Source organism: Kribbella sp. NBC_01484, from assembly GCF_036227145.1.
Classification (GTDB): domain Bacteria; phylum Actinomycetota; class Actinomycetes; order Propionibacteriales; family Kribbellaceae; genus Kribbella.
The window spans coordinates 7,229,286-7,249,532 of the sequence record NZ_CP109437.1 but is presented as its reverse complement, the minus strand read 5'-3'; the positions used below and the strand labels follow the sequence as shown (position 1 = coordinate 7,249,532).

Here is a 20,247-nt window from a genome sequence, read left to right as displayed (position 1 = left end):
TGGCAACTGGCTGTGAACTGTCCATCGGTTTGGTGCGTCGTACGTCGGACGCATCGCGACACACCGTGATGAGTGAACGCTCGATGACAGGGCGTCACGACGGTGCTGTCAGGTGCGTACCTGGGGCTCGGGCATGCCAAAATGGGAATGATCCGGGCCGGCCGACCGTTGGCACGGATGACGATCTCGGAGGTATCACATGTCTAATCGCGTACTGCGTGGTTCGGGGCTGGGTGGGGTCAGCTTCGAGGATGACCGCGGTGTCGAGTTCGCGCCGCGCCAGATGATCACGTATGACTGCCCCCGCGGCCACGTGGTCGAGGTGACCATGGCGCACGACGCCGAGGTGCCCGCGATCTGGGAATGCCCGCACTGCGGCAGCGAGGCCGCCCGGTCCACCGGCGAGAAGCCGGAGCCGAAGCAGGAGAAGCCGGCCCGTACGCACTGGGACATGCTGCGCGAGCGTCGCAGCATCTCCGAGCTGGAGGAGCTGCTGGCCGAGCGGGTCGAGTTGCTCCGCAAGGGCGAGATCGGCCCCGCCCACCTGCACCGCACCAAGCGCACCGCCTGATCAAGGCCCTGACGGGCTCTCACCGCAACGGCGCGGTGAGGGTCCGTTTTTCATGTCCTGAGAGGTATTTCACATGATCACCACCCCCATCACGGCCTCGCTCCAGCGAGGGGTGCTCGACCTTGAGCTGACCGACCGTGGCGTGCTGCCGCACCGGCTGCCCGCGTGGGCGCGGCAGCAGTACGACGACGGTCAGCTGGAGATGGCCGAATCCCAGCCGTCCGGGGTGCGGCTCGTGTTCCGGACCCGGGCGACCGTCGTCGAGCTGGAGACGCTGCCGACCAAGCGGGAATATGTCGGCGCTCCCCCGCGACCGGACGGCGTCTACGACCTGGTCGTCGACGGGAAGCTGACAGCTCAGGCCACCGTGGACGGCGGCGACGTCATCACGATCGACCTGATGACCGGGTACACCGAGAGCCGGCGTGGTGAGTCACGGACGCTGCGCTTCGACGGACTGAGCGACGTACCGAAGACCGTCGAGCTCTGGCTGCCGCACAACGAGACCACCGAACTCATTGCCCTGCGCACCGATGCACCGATCGAGCCGGTCGCCGCCGACGGCCGACGGGTGTGGGTGCACCACGGCAGCTCGATCAGTCATGGCTCGGACGCCAGCAGCCCGACAGCCATCTGGCCGGCGCTGGCCGCGGCTCACGGTGGAGTGGAGCTGGTCAATCTCGGCTTCGCGGCCAGCTCGTTCCTTCAGCCGTTCGTCGCCCGCACGATCCGGGACATGCCGGCGGACCTGATCAGCCTGAAGCTCGGTATCAACATCGTGAACACCGACTCACTCCGCCTCCGAAGCTTCACCCCCGCCGTCCACGGCTTCCTCGACACCATCCGCGACGGCCACCCCGACACCCCGCTCCTGGTCATCTCCCCCATCCTCTGCCCGATCCACGAGCACACCCCTGGCCCCACGGGCTGGGACCTGTCCGCGCTCGCCGAAGGCCACCTCCGTTTCGCCGCGACCGGCACCCCAGAGGAAGTTGCCACCGGCAAACTCACCCTCTCGGTGATCCGCGCCGAGCTGTCCCGGATCATCGCCCAACGCGCCACCGCCGACCCCAACCTCCACTACCTGGACGGCCGCGCCCTGTACGGCGAACCAGACAACACCGCCCGCCCCCTACCCGACGACCTGCACCCCGACCCCGAAACCCACCGAATCATGGCCACCCGCTTCGCCGCGCATGGCTTCAGCGCGAAAGGCCCCTTCGCCTGAGGCGCTGGGACCTGGGCCAGGAACTGGCGGGGGCCGTTGTGGTTTGGCTCGCTGCGGCAGCGAGGCTTGGCTGGAGGCGGCGTACGACGTCCAGATGATCGCTGGTCCACAGGATGCGGATCGCTGTCGGGGTCGCTTGGCCGTCGGGGTCGTACAGGTCGCGGCGTACTGCCACCATCAGTTGAGCTTTGGTCGTATGGTCGTGCGGGAGTGGATCGGGCACCCGGCCGTGGCCGTCCAGGGCGTTGGCAAGGGTGGTGTACCACTCGAGAAGCCGGTCCGCCAACGTGAGCAGTGCGGACTGTGCGGCGGCCCGGTCCTCCGAGGCCGGTTGCCCACCGGCGTACCGCTCCCAAAGCTCGACAACTGCGTCCGCCGCCAACCGGACCCCGACCACGCCGGTGACCAGGGCTGTCATCTCGCTCAGCGGGACCGGCTTCGCTCCGCGCTCGGCGAGGTAGGTGCGGAAGGCATCATCCAGTCGGCGGGCTGCGGCCGCTGTTCGGCGGCTGTCCTGTGGTGTGGCCGGGCGGGACCCGGGAACGCAGCAGGACACGGCGTACCCGACGACGCTGACCAGGTACTGCGCACTGTCCACGTACGCCTCCGCCAGCGCCTTTCCGACCGCGGCGGACGCCCCTCGCGGCCAGAACAACAGACCGACGAGCAAGCTCACCGCGCAGCCGAGCGCGATGTCCTCGATGCGGAACAGGATGAGCGACCAGCCTTCAGGCTGAGCGATGTTGAAGAGGATCACCAAGGTGACCGTGAACGCTGCCTGCCCTGCCGCGAAGGAGACCGCGGCAGGGGCGATGCCGGCGACCAGCACCGCGATCGGCAGCAGAATCCACAGCGCCATGGTGTTCTCACCGATCACCGCCAGCAGTGCGGCCCCCACGAGCGAGCCGACGACCGTACCGCCGATAGCACGGTAAGCGTTGTGACCGGTGTTGAGCGCGTTGGAGCGAAGCACCGACAACGCTCCGAGAACGACCCAGAAGGCATGCTGGACACCGGTCACGTTCGCGACCGCGACGGCGATCGCAAGCGCGGCCGCGCCGCGGATGCTGTTGTGCAGCCACACCGAGTGTGGCTCGAGGTGCGCGGCGGCGCGTTCTGCCGCGCTGACGAGCGGATCTGTGAGTGACCTTGGCTCGCGACCGAGCAGGCGGTCCATCCACTTTCGCTGGTCCGCGGCCCGCGCGATCTCGACGTTCTGCGCGATCAGCAGTACCCCGAAGGCAATCTCCTGCGCCCTGAAGGACACGTTGAGACTGCCGAGAAACCCGGCCGTGCCGGGCTCCTCCCCCACTGTGCCGTACGCCGATGGCAGGCGGCCCACCGCGCCTTCTTCGAGCGCCGCGACGGCATTGCGAAGCGCCTGTGCCGCGGTGGCCAGTTGGTCCGGTGCGATCCTCGGATCCGCCAAGAGTTCCGCACTGAGATCCAGTACGGTCGCTGCCGCGAAGTGAACTTCGGACGAGTCCGGATCGCTCGCCGCTCCCTGCGCGGTGGCAGGACTGAACTCGCCAAGGATCGCACTCAACCAGGTGAGTTCGTCGACCAAGCGCACCAGTGCCCTGGATCCCATGGACAGGCCGGTCGGCCGATACGGCGTCGCGGTGAAGGTACGCCGCAGCTCGTCGATGAGGGTCGCCGCCTCTTGCGTCTTCAGGGCGCATATCTCAACGGTGTCCCGTGCTTCGGCGCGAAGCTGCATCGCAGCGGCTCGGCAGACTCGTGCGGCCGGTGCCCCGAGCGGATCAACCGCTGGTCTCGGCCAGAGCAGCCAGACGGCGAGGACAGCGGCTCCGGCAGCAAGAGATACGCCAGCCAGTCGGTCCGGCAGCATCGAGAGCGGCGCGGGCGTCGCCACCGAGAGGATGAACGCGAGCAGCAAAGAAGTGCTGGCAACCGCCAGCACTGAGCTGACGACACCGGAGAACAGTACGGCGAAGCCCACGACGACCGTGGCCGCTGTCGCCGTCCACGCGGACTGCCCTGCGAGTGTGCCCAGCGAAACGAGCACGAGCCATGCCACCGCGAGCTGAACCTGCGCCCGGATGCGCTGCACTGTGGTCCCCGGGAAGTCGACCAGCAGCAACATCGCAAACGCGCCGAACGCGGCAAACGTCGCCACCACCGGGGACTCGATCACCTCGGCGCAGAACGCGAACAGCGCCGGCATCACCACCGCCGTCCTGGCGGCCCGTCGGGTCGCGGCCAGCCCGGGATCCCGGCGCCGCAGCCACGCCGTGACGCGTCCGCCCAGCACCATCACGCCCATCCCGACCTTCACTCGCCGGCCCGATTCCCGATCGTGCCAGTCTGCTCCACCCGATCGCTCAGGTCACGCGGTGCGCGCGGAGGTCCCGACCGAAGAACCTCCGCACAGACGATGGCTCTCCGGCGAGGAAGACCTACTTCGTATCCGGGTCGATGACCTCGCCCTGGACGACGTCGCCTGAGGACTGGGGTGGCCGGGTGGGTCCGCCGGCGCCGGGGATGAAGTCGCCTGGTCCCGAATCACCCAGACCGGAACCACCTAGTCCGGCGCCGCCCAGTTGGCCGGCGAGCCTGCGGTTGAAGAAGGCGGACATGCCACGTCGGGCGAGCGGTCGGGTGAAGGGAAGGACGAAGAAGAAGCCGAAGATGTCGGTGACGAAGCCCGGTGTGAGCAGCAGCGTCCCGCCCACCAGCACGAGCGCGGCGTCGGCCAGTTCACGCCCGGGCATCTTGCCGGTCTCGAACGAGCTCTGCAGCGCCCTCCAGGCCCGCCGGCCCTCGCGCTTGATGATCCAGGCGCCGAGCGCACTCTCGACGAGCAGCAGGGCGACCGTCGGCCAGCCGCCGATCACCTGACCGATCTGGATGATCACGTAGATCTCCACGATCGGCACCACCAGCAACGCGAGCGCCACGAACCACGGCATGTCCTACCCCTTCCTCCTGAGTCACCAGCGTACGGAACGGATGGGAACGGCCAACCCTGAGCGGACCCTGGTTCAGGCCGGGACCTTCTCGCGACTGGGGGTGGCGGCCGGCGGAGTCTGCGGACCATCGTCGGTACGCCGCCGGCGCCGGGCGACCAGCGCCAGCCCGATGCCCAGCAGCCCCAGTCCGGTCAGGATCCACTGCGGCCACGGGCCGAGGGTGCTGGCCAGCGTCCGGGCGTCGCGCACCGGAACCGTCGCGACATAGACATCGGAGACGAACTGGCCCGACTTGTGCTCGACCGTGCCGTCGGGGCGGACCACACCGGAGATCCCGCTGGTGGACGCGATCAGCACGGTCCGGCCGGTCTCGATCGCCCGCATCCGGGTGATCGCGAACTGCTGCTCGGGCTGGCCGGTCCCGCCGTACGTCGCGTTGTTGGTCTGCACGATGAGGACCTGGGCGCCACCCTTGATCAGGTCCGAGATCACGTTGTCGTAGACGAGCTCGAAGCAGATGATGTCGCCGTACGTCACATCGCCGATCGGCATCACGCCCGGGACCTTGCCGGGTGCGGTCTGCGCGCCGATCATCTCCAGCCGCTTGATGTACGGCAGCAGCTGGTCACGGAACGGGATGTACTCACCGAAGGGCACCGGGTGCCGCTTCGCGTACCGCTGCCCGGGGCCGCTGACCGGGTCCCACACGATGCCGGTGGTCTGCCGCTCGTTCGGGCCGGGGCCCTCGGTGACGGCACCGACCAGGATCGGCACGTCGACCGCCTTGACGGCCTCCTCGATGTCGGCCCTCGTCTCGTCGTCCTTGTACGGGTCGATGTCGGTCGAGTTCTCCGGCCAGATCACCACGTCCGGCTTCATCTCGGTGCCGTCCTGGATCCGCTTCTCCAGGTCGAGGGTGGCGGCCAGGTGGTTGCGGGTGACGGTCCGCGCGCGGCCGAGGAACTCCAGCCCCTTGCCGGGGACGTTCCCCTGCACAATCGCGGCCTTCACGGTCTTGCCGTCGCCCTGAGTGGACAGGTTGATCAGCGAGCTGCCGAAGACGATCGCCACCCCGGCGACGAGAGCGACGGCCCGGAGCCGCAGCCCGCTGTTCGGCCGGAGTACGGCGTACAGCAGGACGCCGACAAAGGCGACGACGAAGCTCAGCCCCGGGATCCCGACGAACGCGGCCAGCTTGCCGAGGGACTCGTCGGAGAACGCCCACGCGAGCTTGCCCCACGGGAAACCGCCGAACGGGACCGCAGCGGTCGCGAACTCGGTCGCCACCCATAGACACGGGATCCACAGCATCCACAGCTTGAGCTTGAGCACCTGCGTCGCGAACAACCCGAAGACGGCGTAGAACAGCCCTTCGAGCACCGCCAGTGCGATCGCGGCGTCGCCACCGATCACGCTGAGCCAGGGCACCAGGACTGCGTAGTACGCGATGCCGAAGCCGGCACCGATCAGGAAACCGCCCTTGGCCGAGGCGCCGTTCAGCGCGGCCAGGAACAGGGGTACGGCGATCACCGTGAGCCACGGGTGGTCGTGCGGTTCGAAGGCCAGCCCGAGCAGGGCGCCGGCGGCGACCGCGACGGCAACCCTCGGCAGGACACGCCCCAGAGCCTTCAACCGGTCCACGCGGTAACCCCTTGTCCTCACAAGCCCCGGCGGACGCCGGTCGCACGACCGTACAACGTCCCGGACACGCAAATGTATCCGGTCGGTAGCCATTCGGCACCGATCGCGGAAAGTGATGGGGTGACGACGCTGCGGAAGAGGACGAGGCTCAGATAAGAGGAAAGAGGCTCGGCACTCCTTCGGACCAACCGGCGATCCGCTGGCTGCGAACCGAACGGCTGTTGTCTACTGGGCGCCGAACCTCTTCCACCTCTGCCCCGCGGGGGGCTCACCACCAGCGATCTCAGCCCCCGTCGACTCAAGCCTGGCACTGGCCTGGTCAGCGTCGCGGGATCATCCGGTGGCCGAACTTCGTGTGACCGTGGATCGAACGGGATATGACGACTCCCAAAACGATGCTCGCTGACGGCGACGGTGTCAACCTCTCCACCGGCTCCTTGAGGCCGTTGTAACACGATCGCCCGCCCTGCAAGGGAAAACGAGATTCCCTCACCCAGGTCACGTTACAGAGCCGTCTCGGCACTCCATGTAATCGTTACCCAGGGCAACCAACCGTCACCCGACCGGTACGACGACGGTCCCTTTTGCGCGCGTGATCACAAGCGGTTCGGCCAGCACCTCGGCCGCCGACTCGGACTGATCCGGCCGGCCGCGGCAGACGACGTACGCGTTGAACTCGAGGTCGCGGCTGCGATTGCCGACCCGGGTGATCGTTGCCTGGACCTCCACAACGTCACCGGCCCGCAGCGGCTGCAGGAACTGCACATCCGAGTACGACGCGAACAGCCCTTCGTCGCCGTCGGCCTGGATGCAGACCTCGGTCGCCACATCGCCGAACAGCGCGAGGACGTAGGCACCGTCGACCAGGTTCCCCGCGTAGTGCGCGTGGCTGTACGGCACGTACCGCCGATGCGTCGCGGTCAGCCCGATAGTTGCCTTTGACACCTATGCGCTCCTCTTGCTCGGGGCGTGCTTGCGTTTGGTCACCAGCGCGTCGACCAGATAGCTGGCCACCTCGCCGGGAGTGGTGCCGCGGCCGAACACCCGGTCCACCCCGAGCTCGCCCGCCATCTGCTCGGTGAAACGGGGGCCTCCAGCAACTAATACCGGACGAGTGTCCTCTGAGTACGCCTCGCGGAAGGCGGCCGACATCTCCTTGGTGTTCAGTACGTGCGCCTCCCGCTGGGTCACCACCTGCGACACCAGGATCGCGTCCGCCTTCTCCGCCTTGGCCCGGCGGACCAGCTCGGGCACGGCGACCTGGGCGCCTAGGTTCACCACCTTCAGCTCGCGGTAGTACTCCAGGCCCTTCTCCCCCGCGAACCCCTTGATGTTCATGATCGCGTCGATGCCGACGGTGTGCGCGTCGGTGCCGATGCACGCGCCGACCACGGTGAGCCGGCGGCGCAGCCCCTTGCGGATCGCCAGGTTCGCGTCCTTCGGCGACAGCAGCGGGTAGTCCCGCTCGATCACCTCGACCTTGGATGTGTCGACCAGATGGTTGACCGGCCCGTAGACCACGAAGAACGTGAAGTCCGGACCCATCGCCTTCGAGTGCACGACCAGCGCCGGATCCATCCCCATCTTGTTGGCCAGCTGGACCGCCGCGCCCTCGGCCCGTTTGTCGTGCGGGATCGGCAGCGTGAACGACAGCTGCACCATGCCGTCCCCGGTGGTGTCGCCGTACGGCCGGATGATGCTCACCGCCGCGTCCCCTTCCTTGCGTCCGAAGAAGTGTGGCCTATAACCCTCGGATCTTCGGACGTAACTTCCTCTAGTAGGTCGATGGCGGGGTTGTAGTAGGCGTCGGAGCGTTTCGCGACCCCGTCCAGGCCTCGGCCGGCGTCCTGCGGGCGCTTCATCAGACCGAAGGTGCCGTCGCCGATCGCGTTCAGCAGACCGTCGTCGACGATCCGCTCCAGCAGCTCCACCGACTCCCCCAGCACCTGCCGGGCGCGCTGCGCGATGAAGCCGTCCGGCGCCGGGTGGAAATCCTCGTGCAGGTTGCCCGCGGCCCCCAACACGTAGCGGACGTTCTGCAGCGCCAGGTCCCGGTCGGAGATCCACGGTGTCACGACCGCCTCGGTCATCATGCCGACCAGCAGGATGCCCTGGCCCGTCATCGCGCCGACCAGGTTGAAGAAGCCATCGAGCAGGTAGCCGCGGAACACGTCGCCGGTCATGTGCCGGGTCGGCGGCATCCACTTCAGGGGAGCGTCCGGGAACAGCTGGCGGGCCAGCATCGCGTGCGCCAGCTCGAGCCGGAACGAGTCCGGCAGGTCCGGGTTGATCTCGAACGCGTGCCCGAGCCCGAGCTGCCAGTCCTCGAGGCCCGCCTCCTTGGCGAAGTACTCGTTCAGCAGCTGCGACACCGTCACCGTGTGCGCGGCCTCGACCGCGTCGGCGGTGGTCAGGTAGTTGTCCTCGCCGGTGTTGATGATGATCCCGGCCCGGGCGTGGATCTGCCGGCTGAACCGCTGGTCGACGAAGGTCCGGATCGGGTTGATGTCGCGGAACAGGATCCCGTACATGGAATCGTTCAGCATCATGTCGAGCCGCTGCAGCCCGGCCAGCGTCGCGATCTCCGGCATGCAGAGGCCGGAGGCGTAGTTGGTCAGCCGGATGTAGCGGCCGAGCTCGCGCGACGACTCGTCCAGCGCGGCCCGCATCAGCCGGAAGTTCTCCTGCGTCGCGTAGGTGCCGGCGAAGCCCTCCCGGGTCGCGCCCTCGGGCACGTAGTCGAGCAGCGACTGCCCGGTCGAGCGGATCACGGCGATGATGTCGGCGCCCGCGCGCGCCGCCGCCTGGGCCTGCGGGATGTCCTCGTAGATGTCGCCGGTGGCAACGATCAGGTAGATCCACGGCCGCTGCTCCGGGTCACCGTGCCGCTTGATCAGCCGGTCCCGCTCCCGTCGCCGCCCGTCGATCCGCTTCATGCCAGCGGTCGCGGCCTTCCGCGCCGCCGCCCGAGCGCGGACGGCGTCCCGTCCCTCAGGCAGCCGGAACGCCACGGACCCCGACGCAGCCTTCTGCGCCAGCACGCCGAGGTCTTCCGCCTCGCCACGCACCAACGCGTCCCACACCGGCAGGGCGAGGCCGTGCTCCAGTCCGACGTCGGCGCGGACGGTGTCCGCGAGCCGGTTGACCCACGGAATGCCCTCGGTGTCCGCGCCGGTCAGCCCGGCCAATCGCAGTACCGCTCGCTCGACCGACACCGTGGTGTGCTGCCGGGCCAGGTTGACGATCGGGCGCCCGGCCTTACGGGCCAGGCTGCGCGCCTTCCGAACGGTGACCGGATCGAGGTCGAGCTTCTTCTTGGCGCGCGTCATTGCGACCATCCTTCGGCGTCGTACACGATGCGGCCGCCGACAGCGGTCCGCAGACAAATGGGCACTGGCATTCCCTTGCTCAGGTCCGGCAGCACCGGCACTCCCGCGCGCGGATCCGTCGACCAGGCCGCGACGCGTTGGTCCGGCGTCTGGACGACGAGGTCCGCGTCGCTCCGCCAGATCGCGTACGTCGCCGCCGTACCGGGTGCGAGTACGCCGGCGTCGTCGATGCCGGCCGCTCGCCAGCCACCACGGGTGTGTGCCTGGAACGCGGCCCGCACTGTGATCCGCTCCGACTTCTCGTGATGGAAGGCGGCCGCTCGGACGGCCTCCCAACCACCGAGCTCGGTGACCGGCGAGTCCGAGCCGAACGCGAGTACGACGCCGGCCCGGGCGAGCGACCCGAAGGGGTTCATGCCCTGCCACCGGTCGCCGACGCGCTCGGCGTACATGCCGTCCGGGCCGCCCCACAGCGCGTCGAACATCGGTTGGACGCTGGCGACGACGCCGCAGCGCGCGAGGGTCGCGATCGTTGCCTCGTCGACCATCTCGACATGTTCCAGCCGGTGCCGTGCGGCGACGAGCGCCTGGACGCCGACCTTCTCGGCCGCGAGCTCGAAGCCGCGGGCGATGTTGTCGAGCGCCTGGTCGCCGATGCAGTGGAAGCCTGCCTGGACGTTCCGTTCAGTGCAGGCGATCACGTGCTCGGCGATCTGCTCGGGGGTCAGATACGCGTGACCGCGGTGGTCCGCGCGGTCGGCGTACGCCTCCCGCAGTGCCGCCGTCCGCGAGCCGAGCGCGCCGTCCGCGTTGAGATCGCCTGCAAGACCGGCCAGGTCATACGTCGCGATGTGCTCGAAGACGCCGGGCTCACCCCAGTAGAGGGTCGCTGCCAACCCGAGTCGGTCGGCCACCTCCCGCACGATCGGCAGTTCCCACAGCGGGCCGATGTGCGGCGCCGCCATCTCGTGGAACGCGCCGATCCCCTTCGATGCCATCGCCTTCAGAGCGGCCTCGATGTCCGTACGGCGCTGGTCCGGCCCGATGAGCTCGCTCAGCGCGTCCCGGACGGCGTGATGCGCGTCGCGCTCCACCCGGCCGCTCGGGTCGTAGCCATCGCCTTGCGCAGCGGGAACCAGAGCGGACGAGATCACTCCGGAGTGACCGTCGATCCGGGACAGGTACACGCGGCGGCCGTCAGCGGCGCGATCAAGCTCCTCCGCGGTCGGCGGCCGGCCCTCCGGCCACTTCGTCTCGTCCCAGCCGGCGCCGTCGATGACCGCATCCGCCGGCAGGCTCCGCGCGAACGCCGCGAGCCGGTCGAGCGCCTCGGCCAATGACGTCGTACCGGCGAGGTCGAGGCCGGTCAGCAGCGCGCCGGACTGCGCGGTGTGGACGTGGGCGTCGACGAAGGCCGGCGTGACCAGCTTGCCGTCGAGGTCGATCACCTCGTCCGCGCCGTCGGCGTACGAACCCGCGCCGGTGTCCTCACCGAGCCAGGTGACCACGCCGTCGTCGAAGGCGATCGCGGTGGCATGCGGGTCGGCAGGTGAGTAGACGGAACCGTTCGTCAGAAGTGTGCGCACGAACTAATCCTCCGCCAGCCTGCTCTCGAACAGTCCGCGGACACCCGGCTCGGCCCGCAACAGCTCCAGCGCATAGTCCGCATGGCCCGGCACGTACCCGTTGCCGACCAGCATCGTCACGTCGGCGGCAAGGCCTTCCGCACCGAGGGCCGCGGCCGAGAACGACGTGGCCATCGAGAAGAAGATCACCGTGCCACCCGCGGCCGTCGACAGTACGGCGCCGTGCTCGCAACCCGGTACGTCGACACACACAACGGTGATGTCCGACGGTCCCCCGGCGTCCTCCACCGCCTTCGCGAGCGCCACCGGATCCCGGGCATCGGCGAGGGTGACGACGTCCGCGATCCCGGCGTCGGTGAGCCGGTCGTGTTCCTGCTGGACAGGCACGATCCCGATCGTGCGCGCGGCTCCGGCGGCGCGAGCGGCGGCCAGCGACAGCGAGCCCGATTTCCCTGCGCCGCCAATTACTGACACGACAGGCTTTGTGCCTTTGTCGACATACTGGCGGACCACGCGAGCGGTCAGCGCGGGCGCGCCACAGACGTCCATAACGGCCAGCGACAGCTCGGGCTTCAGGTCGTCGGGCAGCTTGGCGACGATCGACCGCGCGAACAGGATCGCGTGGCCCTGCGCCGGGACCTGCTCGCCCTTGCCGTCCCAGCCGGCGAGCTGATCGGTGATCTGCAAAGGCGTCAGCGTGAGCGAGACCAGTGTGGCGACGCGGTCACCCTTTTGCACACCGAGGGGTGACTCCGGACCGACCTCGTCGACCACGCCGACGAGCATGCCGCCGGAGCCGGTGACCGGGTTCTGCATCTTGCCGCGGGTCGCGACGATCTCGAGCACCGCGCGGCGGATCGCCGTACCGTCGCCGCCGTGCGCCTCGGCGAGCTGTCGATAGGACGCCGCGTCCAGGTTCAGCCGCTCGACCGCGATCCGGACCTCGTCCGGCCAGATCTCCGGGCGGGCGTCCAACTGCTCCGCCGCCTGCGGCAGGACGCCGGCGGGTGCGAGTACACGGTGCAGTCCCACAGGGCTGGACGACACGGGCTCCTCCTCGGTTGAGATCGGGCAAAATACTACTGAAAGGGTAGTCTGGCGAGAATTCTTGCGGCGTACTGTTGGATCTGAGGGAAGTTCTATCGCTATCCTCACATGAGACCGCGCCACCCCTGAAGCCCCCGGAGGACTCGTGACTGACCTGATCAGCCCCGCTGAGCTGCTTGAGGGTGGCGCTGTACCGGAGCCCCGCGACGATCTCGCCGACCAGCCGTACGCATACCAGCGAGCCGAGCTGGTGGAGCCTGATTGGACCCGGATCCCCGGCTGGAAGGACGTCACCGCCGAGGAGTGGCGGTCCGTGCAGTGGCAGCGGTCGCACTGCGTGAAGAACGTCAAGCAACTGCGTGACGTGATGGGCGACCTGCTCGAGGAGCGGTTGTACGAGGACCTCGCCCGGGACCAGGCGGAGCGGGCAACGATGTCGATGCTGCTGCCGCCGCAGATGCTCAACACGATCGTGCCGAACGGCGCCCCGGACTACACCGAGGCGTTCTACGCGGACCCGGTCCGCCGCTACATGCTGCCGGTGTTCTCCGACCGGCGCAGCGATTGGCCGTCGCACCCGCATGCGACACGCGACTCGCTGCACGAACACGAGATGTGGGCCACGGAGGGGTTGACCCACCGCTACCCGACCAAGGTCCTCGCGGAGATCCTGCCGACGTGCCCGCAGTACTGCGGTCACTGCACGCGGATGGACCTGGTCGGGAACTCGACGCCGGTGATCGAGAAGCTCAAGTTCGTCGCGAAGCCGCAGACCCGGCTCGACGACATGCTCGACTACCTGCGCCGTACGCCGGGAGTCCGGGACGTGGTCGTGTCCGGCGGCGACGTGGCGAACATGCCGTGGCCGCGGCTCGAGTCGTTCCTGACCAGCCTGCTGGAGATCGAGAACATCCGCGACATCCGGCTGGCCACCAAGGCCCTGATGGGGATGCCGCAGCACTGGCTGTCGGACGACGTCCGGGCCGGCGTCGAGCGCGTCGCTCAGCTCGGCCGGCAGCGCGGCGTGATGATCGCGATGCACACGCACGTCAACGCCGCCCAGTCGGTCACGCCATTGGTGGCCGAGGCAACGAAGGCGATGTTCGAAGCCGGCCTGCGCGACGTGCGCAACCAGGGTGTGTTGATGCGTGGCGTGAACGACTCGGTCCCGCAGTTGCTCGACCTGTGCTTCGCGCTGCTCGATGGCGCGACCATCTCGCCGTACTACTTCTACATGTGCGACATGATCCCGTTCTCCGAGCACTGGCGGGTGTCCGTGAAGGACGCACAGCACCTGCAGCACGGCATCCTCGGGTACCTCCCCGGCTTCGCGACCCCGCGCATCGTCTGCGACGTCCCGTACGTCGGCAAGCGGTGGGTGCACCAGTTGTCGGAGTACGACGCGGTCCGCGGCATCTCGTACTGGAAGAAGAACTACCGCACCGGCATCGAGCACCAGGACCCGGAAGCGCTGAACCGCACCTACGAGTACTACGACCCGATCGACACCCTCCCGGCCGAGGGCCAGGACTGGTGGCGCCAGCACGCCGGCATCTCTCTGGCCGAAGCCGAGAAGCGCGCCGCCGCCTCCCGCAACGCCGCCGAGGCCCAGAAGCTCCTCGAGATCAACTAACACAATCAGCCTTCGGTGCCACCGATGCAGGGGGTGGCACCGGAGGCGTTCTGCAACCCGCGACCCCCCGCACCCCTGACGGTGCCCCGGGCAACCGCTAGCATCTGGCGTCGTCCATTGTGCGGCATGTCTGGGGCATGCCGCGAGCTCGGGAGTCCGTGTGCGGGTCGTCCGCTCTGTTCTTGGTGTCCTGCTTGCCCTCATCGGCCTACTCGTCGGCCTGGCCGGCGCCGCCGCGGCCTTCTGGCTGATCGGCCCGGACAACACACTGAAGTCGGGTGATCAGCACCTGACCAGCAAAGGGCTCGCGATCGCGAGCTCACCGGAACTGCTCGACCGCCACGGTCCGGTGCTGCACGTCGACGCGCACTCCACCAACGGCAAGCCGGTCTTCGTCGGCGTGGCCCGGGACTTCGACGTCGCGAGCTACCTCAAGGGCTTCGCGCACACCTCGCTGGTCCAGGTGCAGTACCCGATCGCTCTCACCACCCAGGAGCAGAAAGGTGCCTCAGGCCCGCTCGCGGCACCGGACACCCTCGACTGGTGGGTCGCCAAGGCGAACGGCGCCGGCACCCAGTCGATCGCCTGGCCGATCACCGACGGCCCGTACGACGTGGTGGTGATGACCGCGGACGGCAGGACCGCCCCCGACGTCCAGGTCAACCTCGGCATCGAGATCCCGCACGCGTTCCTCGCCGCCATCGGTGTGCTGCTGGCCGGCCTGGTCTTGCTTGCCGCCGGCATCCTCTTGATCCTGGTCCGCCGCCGGCGTCCCAGCGCTCCCCAGCAGGTCTTCACGGCGCCCGGCGTACCGGCGCAACAGCGGCAGCCGGCGGGGCCGATGCGTCGGGTCGCGGCGGTCGGTGTGGTGGTCGCGCTGGTGAGTAGCTGCTCGGCGATCCCGGAGCGCGACACCGTCGCGAGTCTCACTCGTCCGGCGATCGGCAACGAGACCGCCGCGGCCGTCGTCAAGCACTACAACGAGGTCAACAACGCCGCCAACCACCGCCGCGACGACAAGCTCATCGCGACCATCGAGGGCGGGACCGTGGTCCGGGAGAGCCAGGCCGGCTACGCGATCAGCCGGACGCTGGACAAGGCCGGCAAGGACCTGGTCAAGCCGTTCACCTACACCAAGCCCGTGGTCGGGGCGCCGGAGTACGGAACGTACCCGATGCACTTCGTCGTGTCCGCGGGCATCTCCGACACCAAGGACTACCGCTACCTCGGCGTCTGGGAACGCGCCACCGCGGGCAGCCCGTGGATGCTGACCTTCGCCGCCGCTCCCCCGGCCGCGGCCAAGGTCCCGGACATCACCGGTCTGCGCACGGTCACGAACGCCGGCGCCAAGCGATTGGCCGCCGCCCCGCAAGCGGCCGCGACCGCACTGGCCGAGTACCTGACGGCCGGCGCGAAGTCTCCGCGGGCGGCGTCGTTCGCGCCGAACGCCAGTGTCACCAAGGTTCTCGCGAGTGCGGCCGACTGGCGGTCGACGGCGGCGAAGCAGCCGAAGATCTACCAGAACGTGACCGAAGACTTCAGCATCGACACCCCTCCGACCGCGTTCGTCACCAAGTCCGGCGCGGCGCTCGTCTTCGCGACCGTCACCGAGGACTTCAAGCTCGAGAACGGCGCCGGCTACAGCTTCAACTGGTCCAGCGGTGACCCTCTCGGCTTCAGCCCCGCCACGGTCAAGTACCAAGGCGGCCTCACCAGGACCACCCTGCACGACGCCGTCCTCCTGGTCCCCGCCAAGGGCGCGGGCAAGATCACGGTCCTCTCCTTCGAGTCCCAACTCATCGACGCCGGCGGCTACTGACCGGCGAGATCGGCCAGGTGAATCACCGCGGGGAGTTCGGCGAACGACGAGATCGTCGGGCCGGTCCAGGTCGGGTCGCTGTCCGCGTGCTCCGTCGTACGGATCGCGTACATGCCGAGCGCGGCGGCCGCCTGTAGCTCGTTGTCCCGTCCGTCACCGACGTACACACACGAGGCCGGCGGCACGTCGAGCGCGGTGCACGCGGCGAGGTAGATCTCCGGATCCGGCTTGGCCGCGCCGACCTGGGTGGAGAACGCCGTGGCGTCGAAGTACGGCGGAAGCGGGCTCGCCGGCCACTGGAGCTCGGTGTGGGCGGTGATGTTGCTGACCAGGCCGATCCGCCACCCCGCCGATCTCAGCGCGGCCAAGGTGGCGAGCGTGCCGGCCGGTACGGCGTCCACCAGGCGGCGGGAGAGTCCTTGACGGACGGTCGTTGCCTGCTGCACCTGTTCGTCCGTCGGGTCGCCGCCGGCGCGCCGGGTGATCACGCGGATCGTGTTCGGCAGGTCGCCGTACGCGCCGGTGAACCGCTCCCGCGAGGTCGCGTCGAACTCGCGAGCAAACGCATGAGGGTCGACACCCAGCACGTGAGCCATCTGCTCGTGGACCGCATCACGCTCGACCTCACCACCGGGAACCAGAGTGCTGAAGAGATCACTCAGAAGGGCTCTGCGCACCCCCCGACCCTAGCCGTCCCCCGGCGATCCACCGGAGAACGGGCTAGGGCAGCTCGACAGGAGGTAATCGGTCGCGCGAGCAGATCCAGCCTGGCTGTAGGCGGGCAACCGATCCAGCGCGGCCGCACATCCTGTCGACCTGCCCGCTACAGTGCCGGGGGGCGGCGTTCGTACGGGGTGCTGAGGACGATCGTGGTGGTGGTGGAGACGTTGGCTCGGGCCCGGATGATGGCGAGGAGGTTCTCGAGGGCGCCCGGAGAGGCGACGCGGACGACGAGGATGTAGCTGGAGTCGCCGGCGACCGAGTAGCAGGACTCGATCTCGCGGACGTCGCGGAGGCGCTCGGGCGAGTCGTCCGGCTGGGACGGGTCGATCGGGCGGATCGAGATCAGCGCCGTCAGCGGCAGGTCGAGCGCGGTGTGGTCGATGGTTGCCGAGTATCCCTGGATGATGCCGCGCTGCTCGAGCCGCTTCACCCGCTGATGCACCGCCGACGTGGACAGGCCGGTCGCCTTGCCCAGGTCGGTGAAACTCATCCTGCCGTCGGACGCGAGCAGCCCGACGATCTTGCGGTCCAGGTCCTCCATCCTGGAGACCCTACTGCCGCGACGCCCCGGCATGAAAGCATCGCCCCATGGCTGAGACAGGACAGCGGCTGATGCTGCTCGACACCGCGTCGCTCTACTTCCGCGCGTTCTTCGGCGTGCCGGACACGATGAAGGCCGCCGACGGTACGCCGACCAACGCGATCCGCGGGCTGCTCGACTTCATCGCCCGCCTGGCCGAGAACCACCGGCCGACCCACCTGGTCGCCTGCTGGGACGACAACTGGCGCCCGTCCTGGCGCGTCGCGCTGATCCCGTCGTACAAGGCGCAGCGGGTCGAGTTCGTGACGCCGAAGGGTGAGCAGGTCGAGGACGTGCCGGACCGGCTCGAGGTCCAGGTGCCGTACATCCGCGCCACCCTCGAGGCGCTCGGCATCGCGATCGTCGGCGCGCCCGACCACGAGGCCGACGACGTGATCGGCACGCTGTCGCACCAGGCGACGATGCCGGTGGATGTCGTGACCGGCGACCGCGACCTGTTCCAGCTGATCGACGACAGCCGCGGCATCCGCGTCGTCTACACCGCCGCCCGCGGCGTCGGCCGGGCCGAGGTGTACGACGAGAAGGCGCTGCTGGCGAAGTACGACATCCCCGCCAGCCGGTACGCCGACTTCGCCACGCTCCGTGGTGACGCGTCCGACGGCCTGCCAGGGGTGAAGGGTATCGGCGACAAGACCGCTGCCTCACTCGTGACGGCGTACGGCGACCTGGACGCGATCCGGGCCGCGGCGGCCGACCCGAGTACGCCGATGTCGGCGTCGGTGAAGCGGAAGATCCTGGCGGCGAGCGACTACCTCGACGTCGCCCCGAAGGTGGTCGCGGTCGCCAAGGACGCGCCCGTCGGCTCGTTCGACGCGGAGATCCCGCACGAGGTCAAGGACCCCGAGCGCTGGCTCGATCTGGTCGAGCTGCTCGAGCTCGGCGGCAGCGCCCAGCGCGTGATGTCCGCGCTGAAGCTGGGACCGAAGGCATGAGCGCGACTCTGGGGCTGGCCAAGCAGTTCAGCGACGAGATCATCACCCTCCGGCACGCGCTGCACCAGGTGCCTGAGTTCGACCTCGAGCTGCCCAAGACGCAGCAGCTCGTCCTCGAGGCGCTGGCGGGTCTGCCGCTCGAGATCACTCTCGGCAAGGAGCTGTCCTCGGTGACCGCCGTACTGCGCGGTGGTCGCGGCCCGGGTCCCGTCGTACTGCTGCGTGGCGACATGGATGCGCTCCCGGTGACCGAGCGGACCAACGTACCGTTCATCTCCCAGCACCCCGGGATGATGCATGCCTGCGGCCACGATCTGCACGTCGCCGGGCTGGTCGGCGCGGCGAAGGTGCTGTCGGCGCTGCAGGCCGAGTTGCCGGGTGACGTCGTCTTCATGTTCCAGCCGGGCGAGGAGACCAGCGGCGGTGCGCCGATCATGATCCGCGAGGGCGTGCTCGACGCCGCCGGGCGCCGGGCGGATGCGGCCTACGGTCTGCACGTCGGGTCCGCCGGCCAGCCGCTGGGGATGTGGAGCAGCAAGCCCGGCTCCTTCATGGCCGCGGCCGACCAGTTGCACGTGCGCGTCGTCGGCGCCGGCACGCACGGCGCGACGCCGTACCGCGGCAAGGACCCGATCCCGGTGGCGTGCGAGATGGTGACCGCGTTGCAGACGATGATCACCCGGCAGTTCGACGTGTTCGACCCGGTGGTGCTCACCGTCGGGCGGATCGCGGGTGGCACGAAGGAGAACATCATCCCGGACGACGCGGTGTTCGACGCGACCGTGCGGACGTTCTCCGAGGCGACCCGGACCAAGGTCCAGCGGACGTCGACGCAGCTGGTCGAGGCGATGGCGGCCGCTCACGGGCTGGTCGCGGAGGTGGACTACGAGATCGGCTACCCGGTCACGGTGAACGACGCCGCGGAGTACGGCTTCGCGCGGGACACCATCGTGGACGTCTTCGGCGCCGACCGGTTCCGCGAACGGTCCAATCCGCGCTGCGGCGCCGAAGACATGTCCTACGTCCTGAACGAGGTCCCCGGCGTCTACCTCAACCTGAGCGCCTGCCGATCCGCCGACCCCGACGCGGCCGCGGACAACCACTCCCCGCTGGCCGACTTCGACGACTCCATCCTCCCCGACGCCGCGGCGCTGTTGGCCGAACTCGCCGTACGGCGGCTCGCTCGCGGGCTCGAATAGGGAGAAATCCCGATTCACTGGCCGTCGAGACGCCAAGAGACTACGGGCATGTCTCATCACACGAAGGACTTCGTCGACGTTCCCGGTGGCTACCTCTACTACGAGCAGCGGGGACACGGTCCGGATGTCGTGCTGCTCAACGGGGGGCTGGCCGATCTGCGGATGTGGGATGCGACCGTCGAGTGGCTGGCCGGGCGGGCCCGGGTGACGACGTGGGACTACCGCGACACGGGCCTGTCTGCACCGGCGTACGGACCGTACGACGAGATCGGCGACCTGGCCGCGGTGCTCGATGCCGTGGGCGTCTCCCGGGCCGTTCTGATCGGCTCGTCCGAGGGTGGCCGGCGGGCGCTGGGCTTCGCGCATCGGCACCCGGAGCGGGTGACGCGCGTGTGTGCTGTCGCCGCGTCGTTCGGTGAGTTCCCCGATCCGACGCCCGAGGAATCCGCCGCCCGCGAGGTGATGCGGAGCCACTTCGCCGAGTGCGAGAAGGTCCTCGCGACCGACGGAATCCCGGCCGTCTCCGCACTCGACGTCGACGCGTGGTGTCCCGCCGCGCCCGCGAACGACCGACGCCGTCTGATCGGTCTGCAGATCGCCAACTCCCGAGTGCGCACCATGGACGTCTACCACGGCCTCGAACTCGACCCGCCGGTCAAGACCCGCTTCGCCGAGCTCGTGACTCCGATCTCTGTCCTTATCGGCGAACGCGACTTCCATGGCTCCCAACTCTGGGCCCGCCGCCTCGCCACCCAGGCTCCGAACGCCGACCTCACGGTGATCCCGAGTGCCGATCACATGCCGATGTTCTCCGCACCCGAGGAGTTCCAGCAGTTCATCACGCGCTCCCTGCCGCTGTGACGCGGTCCCCGGCAACCGCTTCTGCTGCGGCGCCCGAGCCTACGCCCGCCGAACCCAGTACCCCCTCAACCTGACCGGCTCGCGCGACCGCTACAGGTCTTCGGAACATTCCGGTCAGATAGCGCACTTTGTTTCCGGTAACCC

At 68.9% G+C, this 20,247-nt stretch carries 17 protein-coding genes; 7 read left to right on the top strand and 10 right to left on the bottom strand.

Annotated features, from left to right (window positions below):
* The first annotated feature begins 199 nt into the window (after window positions 1-199).
* Both OG555_RS34965 and OG555_RS34960 read left to right on the top strand, forming a co-directional pair.
* Window positions 200-571 (top strand): RNA polymerase-binding protein RbpA, encoded by a 372-nt coding sequence (locus tag OG555_RS34965; protein ID WP_131296220.1) that lies wholly within the window; start codon window positions 200-202, stop codon window positions 569-571.
* A 73-nt stretch (window positions 572-644) separates the two neighbouring features.
* Window positions 645-1,799 (top strand): GDSL-type esterase/lipase family protein, encoded by a 1,155-nt coding sequence (locus OG555_RS34960; RefSeq protein ID WP_329477028.1) that lies wholly within the window; start codon window positions 645-647, stop codon window positions 1,797-1,799.
* Here OG555_RS34960 and OG555_RS34955 read toward each other — a convergent pair.
* The 8 genes from OG555_RS34955 to OG555_RS34920 all read right to left on the bottom strand — a co-directional run bounded on the left by OG555_RS34955 (window position 1,774) and on the right by OG555_RS34920 (window position 12,335).
* Window positions 1,774-4,086: an FUSC family protein gene (locus tag OG555_RS34955; protein ID WP_329477026.1), complete on the bottom strand. Its 2,313-nt coding sequence runs from the start codon at window positions 4,084-4,086 to the stop codon at window positions 1,774-1,776. The genes OG555_RS34960 and OG555_RS34955 overlap by 26 nt on opposite strands.
* A 133-nt stretch (window positions 4,087-4,219) precedes the next feature.
* The gene (locus OG555_RS34950) at window positions 4,220-4,732 is read right to left on the bottom strand and encodes an FxsA family protein (RefSeq protein WP_329477024.1); all 513 of its coding nucleotides are present in this window, start codon (window positions 4,730-4,732) and stop codon (window positions 4,220-4,222) included.
* Between the two features lie 72 nt (window positions 4,733-4,804).
* Window positions 4,805-6,373 carry an apolipoprotein N-acyltransferase gene (gene lnt, locus OG555_RS34945; protein WP_329477022.1) on the bottom strand — a complete coding sequence of 523 codons (1,569 nt, stop codon included), beginning with the start codon at window positions 6,371-6,373 and terminating at the stop codon, window positions 4,805-4,807.
* Between the two features lie 555 nt (window positions 6,374-6,928).
* Window positions 6,929-7,318 carry a hotdog domain-containing protein gene (locus OG555_RS34940; protein WP_329477020.1) on the bottom strand — a complete coding sequence of 130 codons (390 nt, stop codon included), beginning with the start codon at window positions 7,316-7,318 and terminating at the stop codon, window positions 6,929-6,931.
* Entirely contained in the window at window positions 7,319-8,077 is a 759-nt protein-coding gene (locus OG555_RS34935) for an OAM dimerization domain-containing protein (RefSeq protein ID WP_329477018.1), read from the bottom strand.
* Window positions 8,074-9,702 carry a lysine 5,6-aminomutase subunit alpha gene (locus OG555_RS34930; RefSeq protein ID WP_329477016.1) on the bottom strand — a complete coding sequence of 543 codons (1,629 nt, stop codon included), beginning with the start codon at window positions 9,700-9,702 and terminating at the stop codon, window positions 8,074-8,076. Before OG555_RS34930 ends, OG555_RS34935 begins: the two co-directional genes overlap by 4 nt.
* On the bottom strand, window positions 9,699-11,288 hold the full coding sequence (locus OG555_RS34925) for an amidohydrolase (RefSeq protein WP_329477015.1): 1,590 nt from the start codon (window positions 11,286-11,288) through the stop codon (window positions 9,699-9,701). The genes OG555_RS34930 and OG555_RS34925 overlap by 4 nt, the downstream gene beginning before the upstream one ends.
* A gap of 3 nt (window positions 11,289-11,291) precedes the next feature.
* Window positions 11,292-12,335 carry an L-erythro-3,5-diaminohexanoate dehydrogenase gene (locus tag OG555_RS34920; RefSeq protein ID WP_329477013.1) on the bottom strand — a complete coding sequence of 348 codons (1,044 nt, stop codon included), beginning with the start codon at window positions 12,333-12,335 and terminating at the stop codon, window positions 11,292-11,294.
* Window positions 12,336-12,480: 145 nt separating this feature from the next.
* On the opposite strand from OG555_RS34920, the gene OG555_RS34915 reads away from it, so the two are divergent.
* On the top strand, window positions 12,481-13,968 hold the full coding sequence (locus tag OG555_RS34915; protein WP_405066777.1) for a KamA family radical SAM protein: 1,488 nt from the start codon (window positions 12,481-12,483) through the stop codon (window positions 13,966-13,968).
* 160 nt (window positions 13,969-14,128) lie between these two features.
* Window positions 14,129-15,787 carry a hypothetical protein gene (locus tag OG555_RS34910; RefSeq protein ID WP_329477011.1) on the top strand — a complete coding sequence of 553 codons (1,659 nt, stop codon included), beginning with the start codon at window positions 14,129-14,131 and terminating at the stop codon, window positions 15,785-15,787.
* On the opposite strand, the gene OG555_RS34905 is transcribed toward OG555_RS34910, so the two are convergent.
* Window positions 15,781-16,464, bottom strand: coding sequence for an HAD family hydrolase (locus OG555_RS34905; protein ID WP_329477009.1), 684 nt, complete (start codon window positions 16,462-16,464; stop codon window positions 15,781-15,783). The genes OG555_RS34910 and OG555_RS34905 overlap by 7 nt on opposite strands.
* 146 nt (window positions 16,465-16,610) lie before the next feature.
* Window positions 16,611-17,051: an Lrp/AsnC family transcriptional regulator gene (locus OG555_RS34900; protein ID WP_328520724.1), complete on the bottom strand. Its 441-nt coding sequence runs from the start codon at window positions 17,049-17,051 to the stop codon at window positions 16,611-16,613.
* 71 nt (window positions 17,052-17,122) lie between these two features.
* On the opposite strand from OG555_RS34900, the gene OG555_RS34895 reads away from it, so the two are divergent.
* From OG555_RS34895 to OG555_RS34885, 3 genes are read left to right on the top strand one after another with little or no spacing between them, the layout of a single operon-like run.
* Window positions 17,123-18,043 carry a 5'-3' exonuclease gene (locus OG555_RS34895; protein ID WP_329484916.1) on the top strand — a complete coding sequence of 307 codons (921 nt, stop codon included), beginning with the start codon at window positions 17,123-17,125 and terminating at the stop codon, window positions 18,041-18,043.
* On the top strand, window positions 18,040-19,242 hold the full coding sequence (locus OG555_RS34890) for a M20 metallopeptidase family protein (protein WP_329477008.1): 1,203 nt from the start codon (window positions 18,040-18,042) through the stop codon (window positions 19,240-19,242). Before OG555_RS34895 ends, OG555_RS34890 begins: the two co-directional genes overlap by 4 nt.
* Window positions 19,243-19,290: 48 nt before the next feature.
* Window positions 19,291-20,103, top strand: coding sequence for an alpha/beta fold hydrolase (locus tag OG555_RS34885; RefSeq protein ID WP_329477006.1), 813 nt, complete (start codon window positions 19,291-19,293; stop codon window positions 20,101-20,103).
* Window positions 20,104-20,247 lie beyond the last annotated feature (144 nt).